This window comes from Gordonia sp. NPDC057258, assembly GCF_042668985.1.
Classification (GTDB): Bacteria; Actinomycetota; Actinomycetes; order Mycobacteriales; family Mycobacteriaceae; genus Gordonia; species Gordonia hongkongensis.
Genome location: NZ_JBHUXZ010000024.1, coordinates 1 through 19,584 on the forward strand (window position 1 = coordinate 1; position 19,584 = coordinate 19,584).

At 68.9% G+C, this 19,584-nt stretch carries 20 protein-coding genes and 1 pseudogene; 8 read left to right on the forward strand and 13 right to left on the reverse strand.

The annotated features are described in order from the left end of the window. Positions 1 to 94: 94 nt before the first annotated feature. Both ACFUEJ_RS16380 and ACFUEJ_RS16385 read left to right on the forward strand, forming a co-directional pair. Positions 95 to 496 (forward strand): annotated as a pseudogene (locus ACFUEJ_RS16380) (3-oxoacyl-[acyl-carrier-protein] synthase III C-terminal domain-containing protein); the annotation flags it as partial. Further along, positions 493 to 1,554 carry a pyridoxal phosphate-dependent aminotransferase gene (locus ACFUEJ_RS16385; protein ID WP_388030602.1) on the forward strand — a complete coding sequence of 354 codons (1,062 nt, stop codon included), beginning with the start codon at positions 493 to 495 and terminating at the stop codon, positions 1,552 to 1,554. The pseudogene ACFUEJ_RS16380 and the gene ACFUEJ_RS16385, both read left to right, overlap by 4 nt. Here the strand turns inward: ACFUEJ_RS16385 and ACFUEJ_RS16390 are convergent. Next, a complete protein-coding gene (locus tag ACFUEJ_RS16390; RefSeq protein ID WP_388030605.1) occupies positions 1,538 to 3,166 on the reverse strand; it encodes an ABC-F family ATP-binding cassette domain-containing protein in 1,629 nt (542 codons plus the stop codon). The two genes, ACFUEJ_RS16385 and ACFUEJ_RS16390, sit on opposite strands and share 17 nt — an antisense overlap. A gap of 100 nt (positions 3,167 to 3,266) precedes the next feature. On the opposite strand from ACFUEJ_RS16390, the gene ACFUEJ_RS16395 reads away from it, so the two are divergent. After that, positions 3,267 to 4,079, forward strand: a complete 813-nt coding sequence (locus ACFUEJ_RS16395) for an SDR family oxidoreductase (RefSeq protein ID WP_388030607.1) — start codon at positions 3,267 to 3,269, stop codon at positions 4,077 to 4,079. A 58-nt stretch (positions 4,080 to 4,137) separates the two neighbouring features. Then, entirely contained in the window at positions 4,138 to 5,265 is a 1,128-nt protein-coding gene (locus tag ACFUEJ_RS16400; RefSeq protein WP_388030610.1) for a lycopene cyclase family protein, read from the forward strand. Positions 5,266 to 5,299: 34 nt separating this feature from the next. Here ACFUEJ_RS16400 and ACFUEJ_RS16405 read toward each other — a convergent pair whose 3' ends face one another. The 12 genes from ACFUEJ_RS16405 to ACFUEJ_RS16460 form a co-directional block, all read right to left on the reverse strand. Then, positions 5,300 to 6,292 (reverse strand): SGNH hydrolase domain-containing protein, encoded by a 993-nt coding sequence (locus ACFUEJ_RS16405; protein ID WP_388030613.1) that lies wholly within the window; start codon positions 6,290 to 6,292, stop codon positions 5,300 to 5,302. Positions 6,293 to 6,315: 23 nt separating this feature from the next. Continuing rightward, positions 6,316 to 6,942: an acyltransferase family protein gene (locus ACFUEJ_RS16410; protein WP_388030616.1), complete on the reverse strand. Its 627-nt coding sequence runs from the start codon at positions 6,940 to 6,942 to the stop codon at positions 6,316 to 6,318. Further along, positions 6,933 to 7,268, reverse strand: a complete 336-nt coding sequence (locus tag ACFUEJ_RS16415) for a hypothetical protein (RefSeq protein WP_388030619.1) — start codon at positions 7,266 to 7,268, stop codon at positions 6,933 to 6,935. The genes ACFUEJ_RS16410 and ACFUEJ_RS16415 overlap by 10 nt, the downstream gene beginning before the upstream one ends. After that, positions 7,265 to 7,432 carry a hypothetical protein gene (locus ACFUEJ_RS16420; RefSeq protein ID WP_388030621.1) on the reverse strand — a complete coding sequence of 56 codons (168 nt, stop codon included), beginning with the start codon at positions 7,430 to 7,432 and terminating at the stop codon, positions 7,265 to 7,267. The genes ACFUEJ_RS16415 and ACFUEJ_RS16420 overlap by 4 nt, the downstream gene beginning before the upstream one ends. A gap of 226 nt (positions 7,433 to 7,658) precedes the next feature. Next, on the reverse strand, positions 7,659 to 8,057 hold the full coding sequence (locus ACFUEJ_RS16425; RefSeq protein WP_388030624.1) for a DUF1992 domain-containing protein: 399 nt from the start codon (positions 8,055 to 8,057) through the stop codon (positions 7,659 to 7,661). Positions 8,058 to 8,158: 101 nt separating this feature from the next. Then, positions 8,159 to 8,563 (reverse strand): metal-sulfur cluster assembly factor, encoded by a 405-nt coding sequence (locus tag ACFUEJ_RS16430; RefSeq protein ID WP_388030626.1) that lies wholly within the window; start codon positions 8,561 to 8,563, stop codon positions 8,159 to 8,161. Further along, the gene (gene sufU, locus ACFUEJ_RS16435; RefSeq protein ID WP_058250382.1) at positions 8,560 to 9,027 is read right to left on the reverse strand and encodes a Fe-S cluster assembly sulfur transfer protein SufU; all 468 of its coding nucleotides are present in this window, start codon (positions 9,025 to 9,027) and stop codon (positions 8,560 to 8,562) included. Before sufU ends, ACFUEJ_RS16430 begins: the two co-directional genes overlap by 4 nt. 3 nt (positions 9,028 to 9,030) lie before the next feature. Beyond that, on the reverse strand, positions 9,031 to 10,308 hold the full coding sequence (locus ACFUEJ_RS16440; protein WP_388030629.1) for a cysteine desulfurase: 1,278 nt from the start codon (positions 10,306 to 10,308) through the stop codon (positions 9,031 to 9,033). A 45-nt stretch (positions 10,309 to 10,353) separates the two neighbouring features. Then, positions 10,354 to 11,127 carry a Fe-S cluster assembly ATPase SufC gene (sufC, locus tag ACFUEJ_RS16445; RefSeq protein ID WP_058250381.1) on the reverse strand — a complete coding sequence of 258 codons (774 nt, stop codon included), beginning with the start codon at positions 11,125 to 11,127 and terminating at the stop codon, positions 10,354 to 10,356. A gap of 57 nt (positions 11,128 to 11,184) precedes the next feature. Next, positions 11,185 to 12,372: a Fe-S cluster assembly protein SufD gene (gene sufD, locus ACFUEJ_RS16450; protein WP_388030632.1), complete on the reverse strand. Its 1,188-nt coding sequence runs from the start codon at positions 12,370 to 12,372 to the stop codon at positions 11,185 to 11,187. After that, the gene (sufB, locus tag ACFUEJ_RS16455) at positions 12,372 to 13,820 is read right to left on the reverse strand and encodes a Fe-S cluster assembly protein SufB (protein ID WP_058250379.1); all 1,449 of its coding nucleotides are present in this window, start codon (positions 13,818 to 13,820) and stop codon (positions 12,372 to 12,374) included. The genes sufD and sufB overlap by 1 nt, the downstream gene beginning before the upstream one ends. Further along, positions 13,817 to 14,659: a helix-turn-helix transcriptional regulator gene (locus ACFUEJ_RS16460; RefSeq protein ID WP_388030682.1), complete on the reverse strand. Its 843-nt coding sequence runs from the start codon at positions 14,657 to 14,659 to the stop codon at positions 13,817 to 13,819. The genes sufB and ACFUEJ_RS16460 overlap by 4 nt, the downstream gene beginning before the upstream one ends. Positions 14,660 to 14,792: 133 nt before the next feature. Between ACFUEJ_RS16460 and mptB the strand changes: the two genes are divergently transcribed. The 4 genes from mptB to ACFUEJ_RS16480 all read left to right on the forward strand — a co-directional run bounded on the left by mptB (position 14,793) and on the right by ACFUEJ_RS16480 (position 19,575). Further along, the gene (mptB, locus tag ACFUEJ_RS16465; protein WP_388030684.1) at positions 14,793 to 16,613 is read left to right on the forward strand and encodes a polyprenol phosphomannose-dependent alpha 1,6 mannosyltransferase MptB; all 1,821 of its coding nucleotides are present in this window, start codon (positions 14,793 to 14,795) and stop codon (positions 16,611 to 16,613) included. 108 nt (positions 16,614 to 16,721) lie between these two features. Then, on the forward strand, positions 16,722 to 17,702 hold the full coding sequence (locus tag ACFUEJ_RS16470; protein WP_388030687.1) for an ABC transporter ATP-binding protein: 981 nt from the start codon (positions 16,722 to 16,724) through the stop codon (positions 17,700 to 17,702). Then, complete coding sequence (locus ACFUEJ_RS16475; RefSeq protein ID WP_058250375.1) at positions 17,699 to 18,529, forward strand: ABC transporter permease; 831 nt, start codon at positions 17,699 to 17,701, stop codon at positions 18,527 to 18,529. Before ACFUEJ_RS16470 ends, ACFUEJ_RS16475 begins: the two co-directional genes overlap by 4 nt. Then, positions 18,526 to 19,575: a heme A synthase gene (locus ACFUEJ_RS16480; RefSeq protein WP_388030636.1), complete on the forward strand. Its 1,050-nt coding sequence runs from the start codon at positions 18,526 to 18,528 to the stop codon at positions 19,573 to 19,575. Before ACFUEJ_RS16475 ends, ACFUEJ_RS16480 begins: the two co-directional genes overlap by 4 nt. Positions 19,576 to 19,584 lie beyond the last annotated feature (9 nt).

Here is a 19,584-nt window from a genome sequence, read left to right on the forward strand (position 1 = left end):
CGGTCCTTGAGTTCCTCACTGTACTTGCGTGGTGCTGCCATGCTCTCCATCCTTCACAGGTTCGAGAGCCTCCGACAGACCCGGGGCGGTTCAACGCAAGTACTGGGAGGCGGGCCCGGGTCAGATCCATGTCGGCTTCACCGAGGCCAAGATCGCGAAAGTACTCGCCCGCGGGAACCGGATGGTCCCGGAAGTGGCTGCGGCGCTTGCGCACCGAATCGGGGTTCGCCCGTCCGATCTGGACCTGCTCGTCACCAACCAGCCCAACCGGATATTCCTGCGCAACTGGCGCGAGGCCCTCGAACTGCCCGAATCGCGACACCCGGACACGTTCGACGAATGTGGGAACCTGTTCGCGGTTGGGATTCCGATGACTCTGGACGCGGCGATCGACGACGGGCGCGTGCGTCCCGGTGACATCGTGATGATGTCGGCGTTCGCCCATGCCGGCGACTTCGCCGCTGCCGGAGCGATCCGGTGGAGTGGGCGTTCGTGACGGTTCTGCTGCCGGCTCCGACAACCGAGCGCGCCACGGACCTCGCCGGCGTGCGCACCGACGTCGTCGTGCGATGCGACCGGAACGAGTCCGCCTATCCCCCGTTGCCCGCGGTCGTGTCCGCGCTGCGCGACACGGCGGCATCGGCCCACCGCTACCCGTCGTTTCGTCCCGACGGTCTGCGCGCGACGATCGCCGAGCACACCGGTGTCGAGGCGGCGCACATCAGCGTCGGCGCCGGGGCGACGGCCGTACTCTCCGCGATCCTGCAGGACTCGGCTGCACGGGCCCGGGCCAGGGGTCGTACCGGACCTCGGATTGTCACCCCTGCACCGACATTCGAGGGTTTCGCGCTGCTCGCCGAGATGATCGGGCTCGGGATCGACACGACCCCGCTGTTCGACGACGGGCGTCCCGATGTCGGTGCGCTCGCCGCGGCCGCGGGTCCGGACACCGCGGCCGTCATCGTCTGCAGCCCGCACAACCCGACCGGATCGGTCCTCTCCGACGCGGAGATTCGTGAACTGCTCACGGCTGTCGACCCGGCGATCCCGGTGATCCTCGACCAGGCGTACGTCGAGTACTGCCGGAACGCACCCGATGTCCGGACGCTGGTCGACGAGTACCCCAACCTGATCGCGGTGCGAAGCCTCTCCAAGGCCCACGGTCTCGCGGGACTGCGGGTCGGATATGCGATCGGGTCGGCGACGTCCGTCGGCGGTGCCCGCCGTCACGAGGTCCCCTTCTCGATCACCGCGGGCGCCGAACACGCTGCGCCAGTGGCACTTGCCGCGTCCGACGAGCTGGCCGGACGGGTCACGGCGATGCGCCGCGAACGCGATCGAATCGCCGACGCGCTGCGCGACTCGGGCCACCCGGCGCTGCCGAGCGAGGCGAATTTCGTGTTCGTGCCGGGCCCCGACGGCATCGAGTTCGGGCGGCGACTGCGGGACGCGGGGGTCGTCGGCCGGGAGTTCGCCGGACACGGTCACCGGCTGACGGTGCCCGACCGCGCCGGGACCGATCGGCTCATCGAGGCGATCAGGCGAGCTCGATGAGCTCCTGATACTCCTCGCTCCAGTGGTCCTCGGTGCCGTCGGGCAACAGGATCACACGCTGCGGATCGAGCGCGGCGGCGGCGCCCGGATCGTGCGTCACCAGGACGACGGCCCCGGTGTAGCTGCGCAGGGCGTCGAGGACCTGTTCGCGCGAGATCGGGTCGAGGTTGTTGGTCGGCTCGTCGAGGAGCAAGACGTTCGCCGCCGAGGACACCAGCCCGGCCAGCGTGAGCCGGGTCTTCTCACCGCCGGACAGCGTGCCGGCCGGCTGATCGAGCTGGGCGCCGCTGAACATGAACGCGCCCAACAGGCCTCGGAGGTCCTGCTCGCCCGCGTCGGGTGCAGCGTGCCGGATGTTCTCCCACACCGACGCCCGGTCGTCGAGGGTGTCGTGTTCCTGCGCGAAGTAGCCGATCTTCAGACCGAATCCCGGCTCGATCGACCCTGTGTCCGGCTTCTCCACTCCGGCAAGCATTCTCAGCAGCGTCGTCTTGCCCGCGCCGTTGAGGCCGAGGACGACTACGCGACTGCCCTTGTCGATCGCGAGGTCCACCCCGGTGAAGATCTCCAGCGAGCCGTAGCTCTTCGAGAGTCCGGACGTCATCAACGGTGTCTTGCCGCATGCGGCCGGTTCGGGGAACCGGATCCGCGCGGTGCGGTCGGCCACCCGTTCCTCGTCGAGGGCGTCGATCATCCGCTCCGCGCGCTTGAGCATGGTCTGCGCGGCGGTCGCCTTGGTGGCCTTGGCACCGAGCTTCGCGGCCTGCGCGCGCAGGGCGGACGCCTTCTTCTCGGCATTGGCCCGTTCGCGACGACGGCGCTGCTCGTCGGTCGCCCGGGCATCGAGGTACCGCTTCCAGCTCATGTTGTAGATGTCGGCCTCACCGCGCACCGCGTCGAGGAACCACACCCGGTTCACCACGTCGGCCAGCAGGTCGACGTCGTGACTGATCACGACGAGACCCCCCTCGTGGTTCTGCAGGAAGCTACGGAGCCAGGCGATCGAGTCGGCGTCGAGGTGGTTGGTCGGTTCGTCGAGCAGGAGGGTGGTGTCGGATTTCCCCGAGCCGTCGGAGGCCGCGAACAGGATGCGTGCGAGCTCGATCCGTCGGCGTTGACCGCCGGAGAGTGTCCGCAGCGGCTGCTCGAGAACCCGATCGGGCAGACCCAGGCTGTTGCAGATCCGCGCGGCCTCGGATTCGGCGACGTACCCGCCGAGGGCGGCGAAGCGCTCTTCGAGGCGTCCGTACCGCGCCACGGCCTTGTCCCGCAGCTTGTCGTCGGCGGCCTCGGCCATCTGCGCCTGCTGCTTCTCCATGTCGCGCAAGATCTCGTCGAGACCGCGCGCGGAGAGCACCCGGTCCTTGGCCAGGACGTCGAGGTCCCCCTCTTTGGGGTCCTGCGGGAGGTAACCGAGTTCACCGGACCGGCGGATCGATCCCGCGTAGGGTTCGGTCTCGCCGGCCAGGATGCGCAGCGTCGTCGTCTTGCCGGCGCCGTTGCGGCCCACGAGGCCGATCCGGTCGCCGGGCTGGATGCGTAAGGCGTCGCCGGGCGCCGCCAACAGGGTCCGAGCGCCCGCTCGTACCTCCAGGTCGGTCGCGGTGATCACGACGGTCGATTCTACCGGTGCCGCGCCACTGCTTTTTCCACGTGCGGACCCCGGCGCCGTGCGGCCGAGTCGACCACCCCTGTCATGGTGGACCGATACGGTGTGGGACGTGACGCACTCCACAACGATTCCGCAGAACTTCCCGCAGTCCTCCGACCTGACCGGCCGGTCCGCGCTCGTCACCGGTGCCAGTCGCGGCATCGGTGAGGCGATCGCGACGGAACTGGCCCGACGCGGTGCCTCGGTCGTCATCACGAGCCGGAAGGCCGAGCCACTCGAGGAGGCCGCCGGCCGAATCCGGGACGCGGTGCCCGGAGCAACGGTCTCGGCGTGTGCGGGCAACACCGGCGACGCCGACGACCGGGCGGCCGCCGTGGCCGCGGCCGTCGCTCAGGGCGGCGGAATCCACATCCTGGTCAACAACACCGGGATCGCGCCGCTGGCCGGCCCACTGATGGGGGCCGACCTCGCCGCCTACCGCAAGACGTTCGACACCAACGTCGTCGCCGCGCTCGGGTTCGTCCAGGAGGCCTACCGGGCGGGCATGAAGGACACCGGCGGGTCGGTCGTCAACATCTCGTCGGTCGCGGGCCTGCGGTCGACGGGCGTGATCGCGGCGTACGGCACGTCGAAGGCGGCGCTGATCCGCCTGACCGCCGAGCTCGCCTGGGAACTCGGTCCGGCCATCCGGGTCAACGCGATCGCCCCGTCCATCGTGCGCACGAAGTTCGCCTCCGGGCTGATCGAGGGCGAGAACGAGGCCCGCGCGGCGAACTCTTACCCGCTCAAGCGGATCGGGGAACCCGAAGACGTGGCGCGGGCGGTCGCGTTCCTGGCGAGCGACGAGTCGGCGTGGATCACCGGCGAGACCCTCGCCGTCGACGGTGGCATGCTGGCCACGGGCGGTTCGTGATCCGCCTGCCCGACGACGCGCCCCCGTCCGGATCGCCGACCGCGACGAAGGACGGGTTGTGAGTTCCGGAGTCATCGTCGCGGGGGCCGGCCCGGCCGGCCGCGCCCTCGTCCACCGCCTAACCCGTGCCGGCGTACCGGTCACCCTGGTCGATCCGTCGCCCGACCGGGTCTGGCGGTCCACGTTCGCCTGCTGGTCCGACGAGTTGCCCGAGTGGGTCGAGCAGTCCGCCGTCGCCGCCCGGACCGAGCGCATCGGGATCGCGGGCCGCGAACTCGAGGAGGTGGCCCGCGGGTACACCGTCTTCGACACCCCCGGCCTGCAACGGTCACTGACCCTCGACGGGGTTCCGACCCGTTCCGCCCGGGTGGTCGAGATCGACGGCGCGCGTGTGCATCTCGATGACGGTTCGGTCCTGACCGGCGATGCCGTGGTCGACTGTCGCGGTGCGCTCCCCCACGACGCACCTCGACAGACCGCGTACGGGATCGTCGTCGACGCTGAGGTTGCCGCACCCGTGCTGGACGGGCACGAGGCACTGCTCATGGACTGGCGGGGTGGCGCGACAGACCGCCGGGCGCTGCCGTCCTTTCTGTATGTCGTGCCGCTCGGCGGGGGCGAGTACCTCCTCGAGGAGACCTGTCTCGCCGGGCATCCCGCCCTCGGTCTCGACGAACTCGAACGCCGCCTGGCCGCGCGGCTCGGCGGGATGCCGTCGGGGATCCGGCGGGTCGAGCACGTCGACTTCCCGCTGACCGGCTCGTCACCACACCCCTGGCGCGATCCCGTTTTCCGGTTCGGCGCCGCGGGCGGTTTCAAGAACCCGACGACCGGCTACAGCGTCGCGACATCGTTGATGTGCACCGACGCCGTGGTGGCCGCTCTCGCCGCGGGTCGAGACCCCGCCGCGGATCTGTGGCCGCCGTCCACCCGTGCGGTACACAACCTGCGTCTCCGTGGGCTCAGCGCCCTACTGGGGCTCAGTCCGTCGCAGACGGTCGCGTTCTTCGAGGCGTTCTTCACGATGCCCCTTGCCGCACAACGCAGTTACCTGAGCAAGCGGGACGATCTCACCGGCACGATGAGCGCGATGACCAGGGTCATCGCCGCAGTCGACATGCGTACTCGCGTCGTGGTGGCGCGCGGTGCGATGTCCACCCCGGCGTGGGCCGGCGACGCCGGCTGATCGGCACCCGCCGTTCGATCCGGCCTGCGTTCCGTCAGGGCTGCGCACTCAGCGCCGGCGCCATGACCTCCTCGATCCGCCCGGACAGATACCGCGCGTACTGGCCGGTGAGGTGGAACTTGCCCGAGTACACCAGTTGCTCGGCGATCACCGCCGGGCAGGTCCCCGCACAGAACCACGGGTCGACATCGACGAAGGTCTGACCGGTGAGCTCCGCGGCGCCCGACCAGCCCGACTGGTCCGGGAGCGCCGCGGCCGCCGGCTCCGCGCACCGGGTGAGTTCGGTGGGATCGGCTGCCATGCACTCCGACGGGCTCTCCGCCGGTCGCGGAATCCCGCCGAGCAGAAAGGTTCTGGTGCCCGCGGGCAGTTGATCGATCGTCGTCACCAGACCGTCCCGCCACACCTCCGCCGTGGTATCCCGTCCGGGTCCCTGATTGCCGCCGTCGTGGTGGCCGGCCAGCACGACGATCTCCGCGTTCTCCCGGGCGATGGTCGCCATCCGCCAGTCCTGCCAGTCATCGCACTCGGTGTAGGACCGGTTGAGCTGCCACTGGTAGTACGTCAAAGCCGCGGGACCGCAGTTGCTCTTGGTCAAGGCGAGTACCCGCCACCCGTTGCGTTTGCCGATGAGGTCGAACGCCGAGTGCCACATCGATGCCGCGGAGTCGCCGATCAGTGCCATGGTCCGGTCGCTCGTCGTGTCACCGAGGGTGCACGGTCCGAGGTCGTCGAGCCGGCTGACCTCCAGCGGCGGCTCGCATCCCTCGACCGACCACTGGTCGGAGTAGTCGCCCCCGGCGGCGAGCAACTCGTCGTTGGTGATGGCCGGTGGCAGGTCCTGCAGGGCGGTGGCCGCCTGGACGGCGGCGAGGACGTCGGTGGTGGACACCGCCGCCGGGACGGGCTCCGAAGCCGAACTCGTCGCGGTACCCGACCCGTCGGGCACCGCCTGGCATCCGGCCACCAACACGGCAGCACACAACGACACGGCCGCAACGACCCTACCGGTGACTTTCCTCGTCATCCGACGATCCTTTCGCGAAACTCTCAGAACAACTGCTGGACAAGGGGAACAGGGAGAGCCCATCGATAGCGCTCGAAGGCCGCGACCGCGAACACCAGGGCGACGCCGACCGGAACGATCGCCAGGCTCCACCACGGCCGGGCGGCGAGGGTGCGTGACCGACGGATCGGATTCTCGAATGCGTGGTACATGATCGCCGCGCACACCACGGTCACGCCGATGAGGAGCAGCTGCGTCGGCAGCGAGAAGTCGGCACCGATGCGGGCGGCGGTGATGGTGAACAGCGGCCAGTGCACGAGGTAGAGCGAGTAGGAGATGTCGCCGAGGTAGACGAGCACGCGAGTGCCCAGTATCGACATCGGAACGGTTGGCTGCGTGCGCATTCCGGCGATCAGAACGGCCGCCGTGCCGAGCACCGGAACGGCGGCCACCGAACCCGGGAATCCGCTCGTGTCGTCGAGTGCGACCACCGACCACGCGATGGCGGCGAACCCCGCCCAGGCGAGCCCGGCGGTCACGACCTTCCGCGCCGACACCGCGGTGGCCAACCATGGCCGCGCGACGGCGAGCAGACAGCCGACTGCGAGTTCCCAGGCGCGGGTGAAGGGCGAGTAGAAGGCCTCGACTCCGTCGAGCGGGGTCAGCAGCATGGAGTACAGGTAACTGGCCGTGGCCAGGACGACCAGGAGACCCAACAGCAGCGGTCGCAGGGGGACCCGTCTCGTGCGGGCTCCGCGACGCCGATCGCCAAGACCACCAGCAGCGGCCAGACCAGGTAGAACTGTTCCTCGACGGCCAGCGACCAATAGTGTTGTAGCGGCGACGGATCACCGCCGAGCCGGGCGTAGTCGGACCCGGTCTCGATGAAGTGGAAGTTCGCGAGGAAGAGCGACGCAGCCGTGGCATCCGGCAGCACCCGGGCGCCCCGGACGAAGTTGGTGAACTCGAAGGTCGCGATGACGGTCAGGACGATCACCAGGGTCGCGGCGGCACGATGCGCCGGGCGCGCGCGGCGTAGAAGCCGAGGAACCAGACGCCCCGCGACGCGGCGGGACGCCGCAGGAGCATTTCGGTGATGACGTACCCCGAGATCACGAAGAAGACATCGACCCCGAAGAAACCGCCTGGGAAACCTGGCATTCCGACATGGTCGAGAATGACCACCAGAACCGCGACCGCCCGCAGGCCCTGCACGACCGTGCTCCGGGGTCGCCGAGAGGCAGCGGGTTGTTCATCGCGCGCGGCACCGACTGCAACTGCCACCGGCCCCTGCTTTCGCTCCCCTGCGAGCTGCCTGTGCAGCTCTCTCCCAGCCGGAAAGCTAACACGCAGGTTAGCGCTAACCTCAAATCATGGTGGGGCGAGCTCAGTTCCGGCTTCGCAGGGCCCGCCAGCGTCGGATCATGTCGTCGACATCGACGGTGTGCGCCACGACGCTGTGCGGCAACGCCATCTGACGGGAGGCGAGATGTGCCTCTCGCACACGGCGATTGAACTCGACGAGGATGTCGCGGACCGCGTCCACGTCGGCGATGTGGCGCAGCGACTCCGGGAAATCCTGTGCCTCCCGGCGCAACAGCAGCGGCGCGGGGAGCAACGCCGACGAGTCGAGGTTCTCCTCGCGGATCTTGCGTTTGACCCACCAGTCGGGATCGTCGCTGTCGGTCAGATCCAACGGCTTCCCCGCGCCCGGCAGGTTGTCGAACTCGCCGCGTTCGGTGGCCTCGCGGATCATCCGCTCGACCCGCGACTCGAAACGCCTCATGCGATCAACTCCCCGCACGGAAGTGCCCTACCGACGAACAAGCGCCGGACCCGGTCGTCGATCATGACCGGGGCCGGCGCAGTGGTGTGTCCGATCGTCGGTCAGACGGTGAAGCCGAGGGCGCGGAGCTGCTCGCGACCGTCGTCGGTGATCTTGTCCGGACCCCACGGCGGCAGCCAGACCCAGTTGATCTCCATGTCGGTGCACAGACCGCTGGAGACCAGCGCACCGCGCGACTGATCCTCGATCACGTCGGTCAGCGGACAGGCCGCCGAGGTGAGGGTCATGTCGATCTTCGCGACCGCGTCGTCGGTCACCTCGATGCCGTAGACCAGACCGAGGTCGACGACGTTGATCCCCAGTTCGGGGTCGACCACGTCGCGCATCGCCTCCTCGACGTCCTCGATGGCCGGCAGCGACGTCGCGGGCGCGGGGGGTGTCCCCGTCACGCCGGTGTCGGTGGCCGCGGTCGTCGGTGTGTCCGTGGTGGCTGTGTCGTCACTCATGCTGTCTCCGCTCGTGTCTCGTGGCTGTCCATCGTCTGCGCGAGTGCGTCCTTGAAGGCCATCCAGCCCAGGAGCGCGCATTTGACGCGTGCCGGGTATTTGCTCACCCCGGCGAAGGCGATCCCGTCGCCGATGACGTCCTCGTCGCCGGCGTCCTTGCCGCGGGAGGTCATCATCGCGTTGAACGACTCGACGGTGGCCAGTGCTTCCCCGACCGGCCGCCCGACTATGAGGTCGTGCAACACCGACGTCGACGCCTGCGAGATCGAGCATCCCTGCCCGTCGTAGGACACGTCGTCGATGCTCGAACCGTCGTCGGAGACCGCCACGCGCAGGGTGACCTCGTCACCACAGGTCGGGTTGACGTGGTGGACCTCGGCACCGAACGGTTCACGGAGTCCGCGCCCGTGTGGGTGTTTGTAGTGGTCCAGGATCACTTCCTGGTACATCTGTTCCATCCGCATGGCTCAGACCGTCCCGAAGAACTTCTGCGCCGTGACGATCGCGGCGGCGAGCGCATCGACCTCGGCGAACGTGTTGTACGCGGCGAACGACGCACGTGCGGTGGCGGCGACGCCGAAGCGCCGGTGCAGCGGCCACGTGCAGTGGTGACCCACCCGGATGGCCACGCCCTCGTCGTCGAGGATCTGCCCGAGATCGTGGGCGTGGATGCCGTCGACGAGGAAGGCCACGGCGCCGCCGCGGTTCTCCGGGGTCGACGGCCCGATGATCCGCACACCCTCGATGTCGCTGAGCTGTTCCAGCGCCCGCGCGGTCAGCGCATGCTCATGCGCGGCGACGGCGTCCATGCCGAGAACGGTCAGGTAACGCACCGCGGCACCGAGTCCGACGACCTGCGAGGTCATCGGCACGCCCGCCTCGAACCGTTGCGGCGACGGAGCGTACGTCGACCCCTCCATGGTCACGGTCTCGATCATCGAGCCGCCGGTGATGAACGGCGGCAACGCATTCAGCAGATCGGACTTGCCGTACAGCGCTCCGACGCCACTGGGCCCGAACATCTTGTGCCCGGAGAAGGCGGCGAAGTCGACGTCGAGAGCACGGAAGTCGACCGGCATGTGCGGCACCGACTGGCAGGCGTCGAGCACGACGAGTGCGCCGACCGCGCGTGCGCGCGAGACCAGCTCGGCCACATCGGCGACCGCCCCGGTCACATTCGACTGGTGCGTGAACGAGACGACCTTCACCGACTCGTCGAGGGTCAGCGAATCGAGGTCGATCCGGCCCTGGTCGGTCACCCCGAACCAGCGGAGCGTCGCGCCCGTGCGGCCGCAGAGCTCTTGCCACGGAACGAGATTGGCGTGATGCTCCAGCTCGGTGATGACGACGGTGTCGCCGGGCCCGAGCGCCGAGCCCCCGAGTACATCCGCGGACCGCGGGTCGCCGAGGGTGTAGGTCACGAGGTTGAGTGCCTCGGTCGCGTTCTTGGTGAACACGAGCTCGTCGGCGGACGCCCCCACGAACGACGCGATGACCTCCCGGGCGTCCTCATACGCATCGGTCGCCTCCTCGGCGAGCTGATGCGCGCCGCGATGCACCGCCGCGTTGTGGTGCGTGAGGAAGTACCGTTCGGCGTCGAGCACCTGGACCGGACGCTGCGAGGTCGCCCCGGAATCCAGGTACACCAGCGGCTTTCCGTCGCGCACGGTGCGCGAGAGGATCGGGAAGTCGGCGCGCAGCGAATCGACGTCCAGGGCGGTGGAAACCTCTGTCGAGAGTGTCACCTGGTACACCTCCTGTGCTGGTGGGCTCGGATCGGTCGGGCGGTCTCAGCCGGCCTTGGCAGCCGAGGTGAAACGCTCGTAACCCTTCTCCTCGAGCTCATCGGCGAGTTCGGGACCGGCCGATTCGACGACGCGGCCGTTGACGAAGACGTGCACGAACTCCGGCTTGATGTAGCGAAGGATGCGCGTGTAGTGCGTGATCAGCAGGATCCCGCCGTTGTCGCGCTCCTTGTAGCGATTCACGCCCTCGCTGACCACCCGCAAGGCGTCGACGTCGAGTCCCGAGTCGGTCTCGTCGAGGATCGCGATCCGCGGCTTGAGCAGGTCGAGCTGAAGGATCTCGTGACGCTTCTTCTCACCGCCGGAGAAACCCTCGTTGACACTGCGCTCGGAGAACGACGGATCGATGTCGAGCGAGGTCATCGCCTCCTTGGTCTCCTTGACCCAGTGGCGCAGCTTCGGCGCCTCACCACGCACGGCGGTGGCGGCGGTCCGCAGGAAGTTCGACATCGAGACGCCGGGCACCTCGACGGGGTACTGCATGGCGAGGAACAGTCCGGCGCGGGCCCGCTCGTCGACGCTCATCTCCAGGACGTCCTCACCGTCGAGGGTGATCGACCCCGAGGTCACCTCGTACTTGGGGTGACCGGCGATGGCGTAGGACAGCGTCGACTTGCCGGAACCGTTGGGGCCCATGATCGCGTGCGTCTCCCCCGACTTCACGGTCAGGTCGACACCCTTGAGGATGTGGATGGGCTCGGCGTCGGCGTCGGTCTGCGCGACATCGACGTGCAGGTCACGGATTTCCAGTGTGGTCATAGTCTCAGGATTTCTTTCTCCGGGCTGGGAAGTTCGGATGGCGAGGGTGATCGGCGGTCAGGCGCCGGCGAGTTCGAGTTCCTGCTCGACCGCCGCCGAGAGACGCTCGCGCAGCTCGGGCACACCGATCTTGGCGATCACCTCGCCGAAGAAGCCGCGGATGACGAGGCGTCGGGCCTGGTCCTCGGGGATGCCGCGGGCCTGCAGGTAGAACAGTTGCTCGTCGTCGAAACGACCGGTGGCGCTGGCGTGTCCGGCACCGACGATCTCGCCGGTCTCGATCTCGAGGTTCGGCACCGAGTCGGCACGCGCGTTGTCGGTGAGCACCAGGTTGCGGTTGAGCTCGAAGGTGTCGGTGCCCTCGGCCTCGGCGCGGATCAGCACGTCGCCGACCCACACGGTGTGGGCCTCACGGCTGCGATCGCCGGAGACGTCGCCCTGCAGCGCGCCCTTGTAGACGACGTTCGAGCGGCAGTGCGGCTGGCTGTGGTCGACGAGGAGTCGCTGCTCGAGATGCTGGCCGGCGTCGGCGAAGTACAGACCCCACATCTCGACATCGCCACCGGGCGCGTCGTAGTGGACGATCGGCGACAGCCGAACCAGGTTGCCGCCGAAGCTGATCGCGAAGTGGCGGACCACGGAGTCACGACCGGCGCGCACGTGATGCGTCGCGACGTGGACGGCGTCGTCCTCCCAGTCGTGGATGTTCACGACGGTCAGTGCGGCACTGTCGCCGACGACGAATTCGACGTTCTCCGCGAACGTGCCGCTGCCCTTCTGATCGAGGACGACGACGGCGCGCGCGAACGCCTCGAGCCGGATCTGGGTGTGGCCGAAGGCGGTCTCGCCCTCGCCGGGGCCGGTGACCGTGACGGTGACCGGCTCGGCGAGCTCGACCTCGCGGCCGACGGTCACCACGGTCGCCTGCGTGAACGACGAATACGCCTGCGCGGCAACGCGGTCGAACGGCACGCCGCCCTGGCCGAGCCGCTTGTCGTCGCGACCGACGGTCTCGACCTCGACGCCCTCGGACGCTCCGGTCACTTCCACGGTCGCCTCGCCGGACCGCTGCGCGGATCCGTCGTGCAACCCGCGGAGACGACGGAACGGGGTGAACCGCCACGCCTCCTCGCGGGGACTCGGCACCTCGAAGGCGTCGACGTCGAACGAGGTGAACATCTCGCCCTTGTTGACGACGGGCGCCGCCGAGCCGGGAGTGGTCACGGGCAATGTGGGATCGGCCATCAGCCGACAGCTCCTTCCATCTGGAGCTCGATCAGGCGGTTGAGCTCGAGCGCGTATTCCATCGGGAGTTCCTTGGCGATCGGCTCGACGAAGCCGCGGACCACCATGGCCATCGCCTCGTCCTCGGTCAGACCGCGGCTCATCAGGTAGAAGAGCTGGTCGTCGCTGACCTTCGAGACAGTCGCCTCGTGGCCCATCGTCACGTCGTCCTCGCGGATGTCGACGTACGGGTAGGTGTCGCTGCGCGAGATGGTGTCCACCAGCAGCGCATCGCATTTCACCGTCGACCGGCTGCCGTGCGCACCGTTGTTGATCTTGATCAGACCGCGGTACGACGCCCGGCCACCGCCACGGGCCACCGACTTGGAGACGATGTTGCTCGAGGTGTTCGGCGCGAGGTGGACCATCTTGGAGCCGGTGTCCTGGTGCTGGCCCTCACCCGCGAACGCGACCGAGAGGACCTCGCCCTTGGCGTGCTCGCCGGTCAGCCAGACCGCCGGGTACTTCATGGTGACCTTGGAACCGATGTTGCCGTCGATCCACTCCATGGTCGCGCCGGCCTCGGCCTTCGCGCGCTTGGTCACCAGGTTGTAGACGTTGTTCGACCAGTTCTGGATGGTCGTGTAGCGGCAGCGGCCGCCCTTCTTCACGATGATCTCGACGACCGCTGAATGCAGCGAGTCCGTCTTGTAGATCGGCGCGGTACAGCCCTCGACGTAGTGCACATAGGCACCCTCGTCGACGATGATCAGCGTGCGCTCGAACTGGCCCATGTTCTCGGTGTTGATCCGGAAGTAGGCCTGCAGCGGGATGTCGACGTGGACGCCCGGTGGCACGTAGATGAAGGACCCACCCGACCACACCGCGGTGTTGAGCGCGGAGAACTTGTTGTCGCCCGCGGGGATGACGGTCCCGAAGTACTGCTGGAAGATCTCCGGGTGCTCCTTGAGCGCGGTGTCGGTGTCGAGGAAGATCACGCCCTGCTTCTCGAGGTCCTCGCGGATCGAGTGGTAGACGACCTCGGACTCGTACTGCGCCGCGACACCGGAGACGAGACGCTGCTTCTCCGCCTCGGGGATGCCGAGCTTGTCGTAGGTGTTCTTGATGTCCTCGGGCAGGTCGTCCCACGTGGCGGCCTGCTTCTCGCTGGAGCGCACGAAGTACTTGATGTTGTCGAAGTCGATTCCCTCGAGCCCCGCACCCCAGCCGGGCATGGGCTTCTTGTCGAAGATCTTGAGGGCCTTGAGACGCTGCTCGAGCATCCACTCGGGCTCGCTCTTCTTCGCCGAGATGTCGGCGACGACCGCCGGGGACAGTCCGCGCTTGGCGCTCGCGCCCGCGACGTCGGAATCGGCCCAGCCGTAGCCGTACTTGCCGAGGGCGGCGATCGTCTCCTCTTGGGTGAGGGGCGCCGCTGGGGTCGGGGTGGCCGGATCGGTGACAGTCATCGCGTGGCCTTTCGGGTTGTCGTGGCGGTCGGTGTCTGATTCGGGGTGGCGCGGGGCGATACGGGCTGCGTATCGGGGTCCGCGACGGCCCCGGGTCGGTCTTCGGTGGTCCCACCCGGCGGTGGGTGGATCGGCACATGGGTGGTGCAGGCGCAGTCACCGTTGGCGATGGTCGCCAGTCGCTGCACGTGCGTGCCGAGGAGTTCGGTGAAGACCGCGGTCTCCGCCTCACACAGCTCCGGGAACTCGGTGGCGACGTGCGCCACCGGGCAATGGTGCTGGCAGATCTGCACGCCGGTCCCGACCTGACGCGTGTTGGTCGAGTACCCAGCGCTGGTGAGCGCGTCGGCGATCTCGTCGACCGTGTCGGCGACGGTCACCGGACCGGTGCTGGGACGGACGCCGGCCACGATGCGTTCGACGCGCTCGCGGGCGAACTCGGCGACCGCGTCGGTGCCGCCGAGATCACGCAGCTTACGCATCGCCGCACCGGCCAGGTCGTCGTACGCGTGGCGCATCTTGCCGCGTCCGGAAGCGGTGAGCTGGAAGTACTTGGCGGGTCGGCCCCGGCCGCGTTGGCCGAACCCCGGCGAGGCGACCTCGATGTCCCCGGCGCCGGTCAGGGCGTCGAGATGGCGACGCACGCCGGCCGCCGAGATGCCGAGGCGCTCGCCGATATCGCCGGCGGTGAGCGGGCCGTCGTCGACGAGCAGGGTGACCACGGCCTCCCGGGTCTGACCGTCATGGTGCGCGTCGACACCGCCGGTCACTCCGGCACCCGTACCAGCGGAGGGCACGGCGCCGGCACTGCCAGAAGGCAGCACAACATCGTTCCGCATGGTTTTCACAACACGAGTGTGACGTAATTACTTCCCTGCTGCCAGCAAGGGTGCCCTTATCGCAGGGGGTCGAGAGGCCACCACGCCCGGCGATTACAGTCGTCGTGTGCCCGAAACCACAGCTCCGCGCCGCGTGCCGGACTACTTCGGACTCGTCTGGACCCGGTTGGTCGCCCTGCTCGACTATCTCGGACTGCGCAAACAGCGCCCTGCCGCTGCCGGCGCCGAACCCGGCGACTACGGCAAGACCGTGGCCCGCCTACACGACGACGAGCGCGAGGTCGGCCCGCTCAACGCCGAGGAGACCCGCCGGCTCCGCCGGATCAAGCTCTTCGGCGCCACCGGCTCGGTACTGATCCTCATCGGCGCCCTCGGGACCGGTGCGGTACCCGTACTGCAGAACCCAGTTGCCGGGATGCGCGTCCTGTCGTTGCCGTCACGCATGTTCGGCACCGCCCTCGCGCTGTCCATCGGCGGCGCGATCACCCTGGTCGTCGCGTGGTTGTTGCTCGGCCGGTTCGCAGTCGGCCGGTTCAGCGTCGAGGTCCGCCACGGCCGGAGCCCGGAGCGCCGCATGAGCCGCCGCCAGGCCGACCGGACCCTCATGCTGTGGATCGCCCCGATCATCGTGGCGCCGCCGCTGCTGAGCAAGGACATCTACTCGTATCTCGCGCAGAGCGCCATCGCCTTCCGGGGCATGGATCCGTACTCGGTCAGTCCGGTCCGCGGACTCGGCGTGGACCACATTTTGACCAGGTCGGTGCCCAACCTCTGGCGCGACACCCCCGCGCCCTACGGCCCCTTCTTCCTGTGGATCGGCGAGGGCATCACCAAGGTCACCGGCGACAACATCACCGCCGCGATCTTCCTGCACCGCGTCGTCGCACTGATCGGCGTCGCGCTCATCGTCTGGGCACTCCCCCGCCTGGCCCGCCGCTGCGGGGTCTCGTCAGTGGCCGCACTCTGGCTCGGCGCGATGAATCCGCTGGTCATCCTGCATCTCGTCGGGGGCATCCACAACGAGGCCCTCATGCTCGGCCTGATGCTCGTCGGTCTCGAGTTGAGTTTCCGCGCCATCTACGGCGCCGAACGGCTCCGCCGACCCGGGACCCTCGTCCCCACCCGAGCGGGCTGGTTGCTCATCGCCGGCGGTGCGGTGCTCGCGGCGTCGGCGATGATCAAGGTCACCTCGATGCTCGCCCTGGGCTTCGTCGGCATCGCCTTGGCCATGCGGTGGGGCGCCACCCTGCCCGTGCTCCGCCACACGCCGATTCGGGAATGGTGGGGTCGCTCCCGGTGGTCGGTGTACATGCTGAGCGCGTCGGCGGCCTTCTACGTGGTGGTCCTGGGCATCGTGATGATGGGGATCTCCCTCGGCACCGGGCTCGGCTTCGGCTGGACGGGCACGTTGTCGACGGGCGAGATCGTCCGCTCGTGGATGTCGATGCCGACCCTGTTGTCGGTGACCACCGGCCGGATCGGCGTCACCCTCGGCCTCGGCGAGCACACGCAGGCGATCCTCGAGGTGGCCCGGCCCATCGGCCAGCTCGTCGCCGCCCTGTTCATCGTCCGGTGGATGCTCGCCACGCTCGGCGGCCGGCTCCACCCACTCGGTGCACTCGGTGTGTCGATGGCCACAGTCGTGCTGTTCTTCCCGTTCGTGCAGGCCTGGTACCTCCTGTGGGCCGTGATCCCGCTGGCCGCGTGGGCCACCGGCGCCTGGTTCCGGATCTCCACCATCGCGGCGTCGGCGATCATCGCCATCGTGGTGATGCCCACGAGTTCCAACACGAGCGGAGTGGTTCTGGCACAAGGACTTCTGGCCGGCGTGATCATGGTCGCGGTTCTCACCGCCCTGTTCTTCGAGGACCGCGCGCCCCGTCGGCGGCGCCGCCGCGGGCCCGTGTCGGACGACGACGAGGCCACGGCCGGGTCGGCGTCGGCACGACGATGAGCGCATGCGCCGTGTGCCCGGTCACCGCTTTTCGTCCCTGGGCTCCGAGCGCCTAGTCTGACCAGTGTGCGCAGCACGACCTCTCGGCAGATCAACGACGACGATCGGGTGAACGATCGTCGGCTCCGCGATCCCGGGTCAGCCGCCTCCGCCGGCACCCCGGCCGCCTCTGCGGCGGCCGTCGAGGTCCGCGGTCTGGTCAAGCGCTTCGGTGATCGCACCGCGGTCGATCGGCTCGATCTCACCCTCGAACGCGGCGAGATCCTCGCCCTGCTCGGTCCCAACGGCGCGGGCAAGACCACAACCGTCGAGATCTGCGAGGGCTTCACCGCGCCCGACGCCGGCAGCGTCCGCGTCCTGGGTCTCGATCCCATCGCCGACAACGACGCGCTCCGGCGCCGCATCGGCGTCATGCTGCAAGGCGGTGGCGCCTACCCGGGAGCCCGGGCCGAGGAGATGCTGCGCCTGGTGGCCGCGTATTCGGCCGATCCCATCGATCCCGAGTTCCTGCTCGACGCACTCGGCCTGACCGAGGTGCGTCGTACGTCCTACCGACGTCTGTCCGGTGGCCAGCAGCAGCGCCTAGCCCTCGCCTGCGCGGTCGTCAGCCGCCCCGAACTTGTCTTCCTCGACGAACCGACCGCCGGACTCGATGCCCACGCCCGCCTCGTCGTGTGGGAACTCATCGACCGGCTCCGGGCCGACGGAGCATCCGTCCTGCTCACGACCCATCTGATGGACGAGGCCGAGGAACTCGCCGACCACGTCGCGATCATCGATCACGGCCGCGTCGTCGCCGACGGGACACCCGCCGACCTCACCAGCACCGGCGCCGAGAACGAACTGCGCTTCACCGCACCACGTGGACTCGACCTGTCGATGCTGGTGCTGGCCCTGCCCGAGGACTACCACTGCACGGAGGCCACCCCCGGCTCGTATCTGGTCATCGGTCCGATGACGCCGCAGGTGCTGGCCACGGTGACCGCCTGGTGCGCCAAGATCAACGTCCTCGCGACCGATCTGCGCGTGGAGACCCGCAGCCTCGAAGACGTCTTCCTCGATCTCACCGGACGGACCCTTCGACCGTGACCTCATCCGCACCCACCGGGCTCCCCCGCCCCGCCGACCGTGCTGCCGGAACATTCCCCGACGGTCTGTTCCGCCCCGCTCCCCGGGCGGCGTCGCTGCCGGCGATGATCGCCGCGCAGAGCGGCCTCGAACTCAAGCTCCTGCTCCGCAACGGCGAGCAGTTGCTCCTCACGATGTTCATCCCGATCACGCTGCTCGTCGGTCTGTGCCTGCTGCCGATCGACACCGGGTTCGGCGACGGCCCCGCCGAGCGGGCGGCGCTGTTCGTCCCGGCGATCCTGACCGTCGCGGTGATGTCGACGGCGTTCACCGGACAGGCGATCGCCGTCGGGTTCGACCGTCGCTACGGCGCGCTGAAACGCCTCGGCGCGACGCCGATACCGCGCTGGGGCATCATCGCCGGCAAGTCGATCGCGGTCCTCGTGGTGGTCGCGCTGCAGTCGGTGATCCTCGGTGGGATCGGCGCCGCGTTCGGCTGGCGACCGAGCCCCGTCGGTCTGCTCATCGGTGCGGTGGTCCTCGCGGTCGGCACCGCGTGCTTCGCGGCTCTTGGGCTGCTGCTCGGCGGCACCCTGAAGGCCGAGGTCGTGCTGGCACTGGCGAACCTGCTGTGGTTCGCGTTCATCGGCCTCGGCAGTCTGGTCGTCGTCGACTCCAACATCCCCGACGCCGTGCACTGGATCGCGCGGTGCATCCCGTCGGGGGCATTGAGCGAGGCGCTCGAGATGGCCTCGGAGGGTTCGTTCGACGCCTTCGGGGTGGGTGTCTTGCTGGTGTGGGCCGCGGTGGCCGGCACCTTGGCGGTGAGGTGGTTCCGATTCCGATGACATCCGATACTTCGAACGCCCCGGCGACGGCCCGGTCGGGCGATCATGCCGCGGCCGCCGGCGAAGCGCGCCGGCCGCTGACCGGTCCGTGGCGGTTCGTCCCCGGCTTCGGCCGGCCGACGGCACGATTCGTGCATCGCTGGGCCATCGCCCTGCTCGTCTCGAACGTGGGCATCGTGGTCACCGGCGGCGCCGTGCGCGTGACCGCCTCGGGCCTCGGTTGCCCGACCTGGCCGCGGTGCACCGACGAGTCGTTCGTGCCGCACGGCGAACTGGGCATGCACGGCGCGATCGAGTTCGGCAACCGTCTGCTCACCTTCGTGCTGATCGTCATCGCGATCGCGACCTGGGTCGCCGTCCTGCGGTCGGCCGGAGCGGCGCGCCGGGACAAGTGGCTGGTCACCCTCATCGCGCTCGGTATCCCGTTCCAGGGGGTGATCGGCGGGATCACGGTCCTGACCCAGCTCAACCCGTGGGTCGTCGCGCTGCATTTCCTGCTGTCCATGGCGTTGGTCTCCGCATCCACCGTGCTCGTCTACCGGATGCGTCCGTATCCGACGCCCACCGCGCCCGATGCCGACGCCCCCTCGACCGCCACGCGCCGGCTCGGCATCTACCTCGCCTGGCTTGTCTATCTCGTCACCTGGGGCACGATCTACCTCGGCACGGTCGTGACCGGTTCCGGCCCGCATGCCGGCGATGTGGACGCCCCGCGGAACGGTCTCGACCCCGGCAACGCGACACAGCTGCACGCCGACGCCGTCTTCACCCTCGTCGGGCTCGCGATCGCGGCCCTCGTCTACGCGCGGGTGTTCGCTCGGCCGCAACAGCGCTCGGCAGTGGTGTTCATGCTGCTCCTGCTGCTTCAGGGCCTGATCGGGTTCGTGCAGTTCGCCACGGATCTGCCCATCGCCCTGGTCATCGCGCACATGTTCGGCAGTGCGGTCCTGCTCATCGGCGCCACCTGGCAGCTCCTGATCGCGCGGAACCCGGTCGCCAAGGAATCGGCCACGAAAAAGGCAGACCCGCTGCGCGAGCCTGCCTGATCGAGCTCC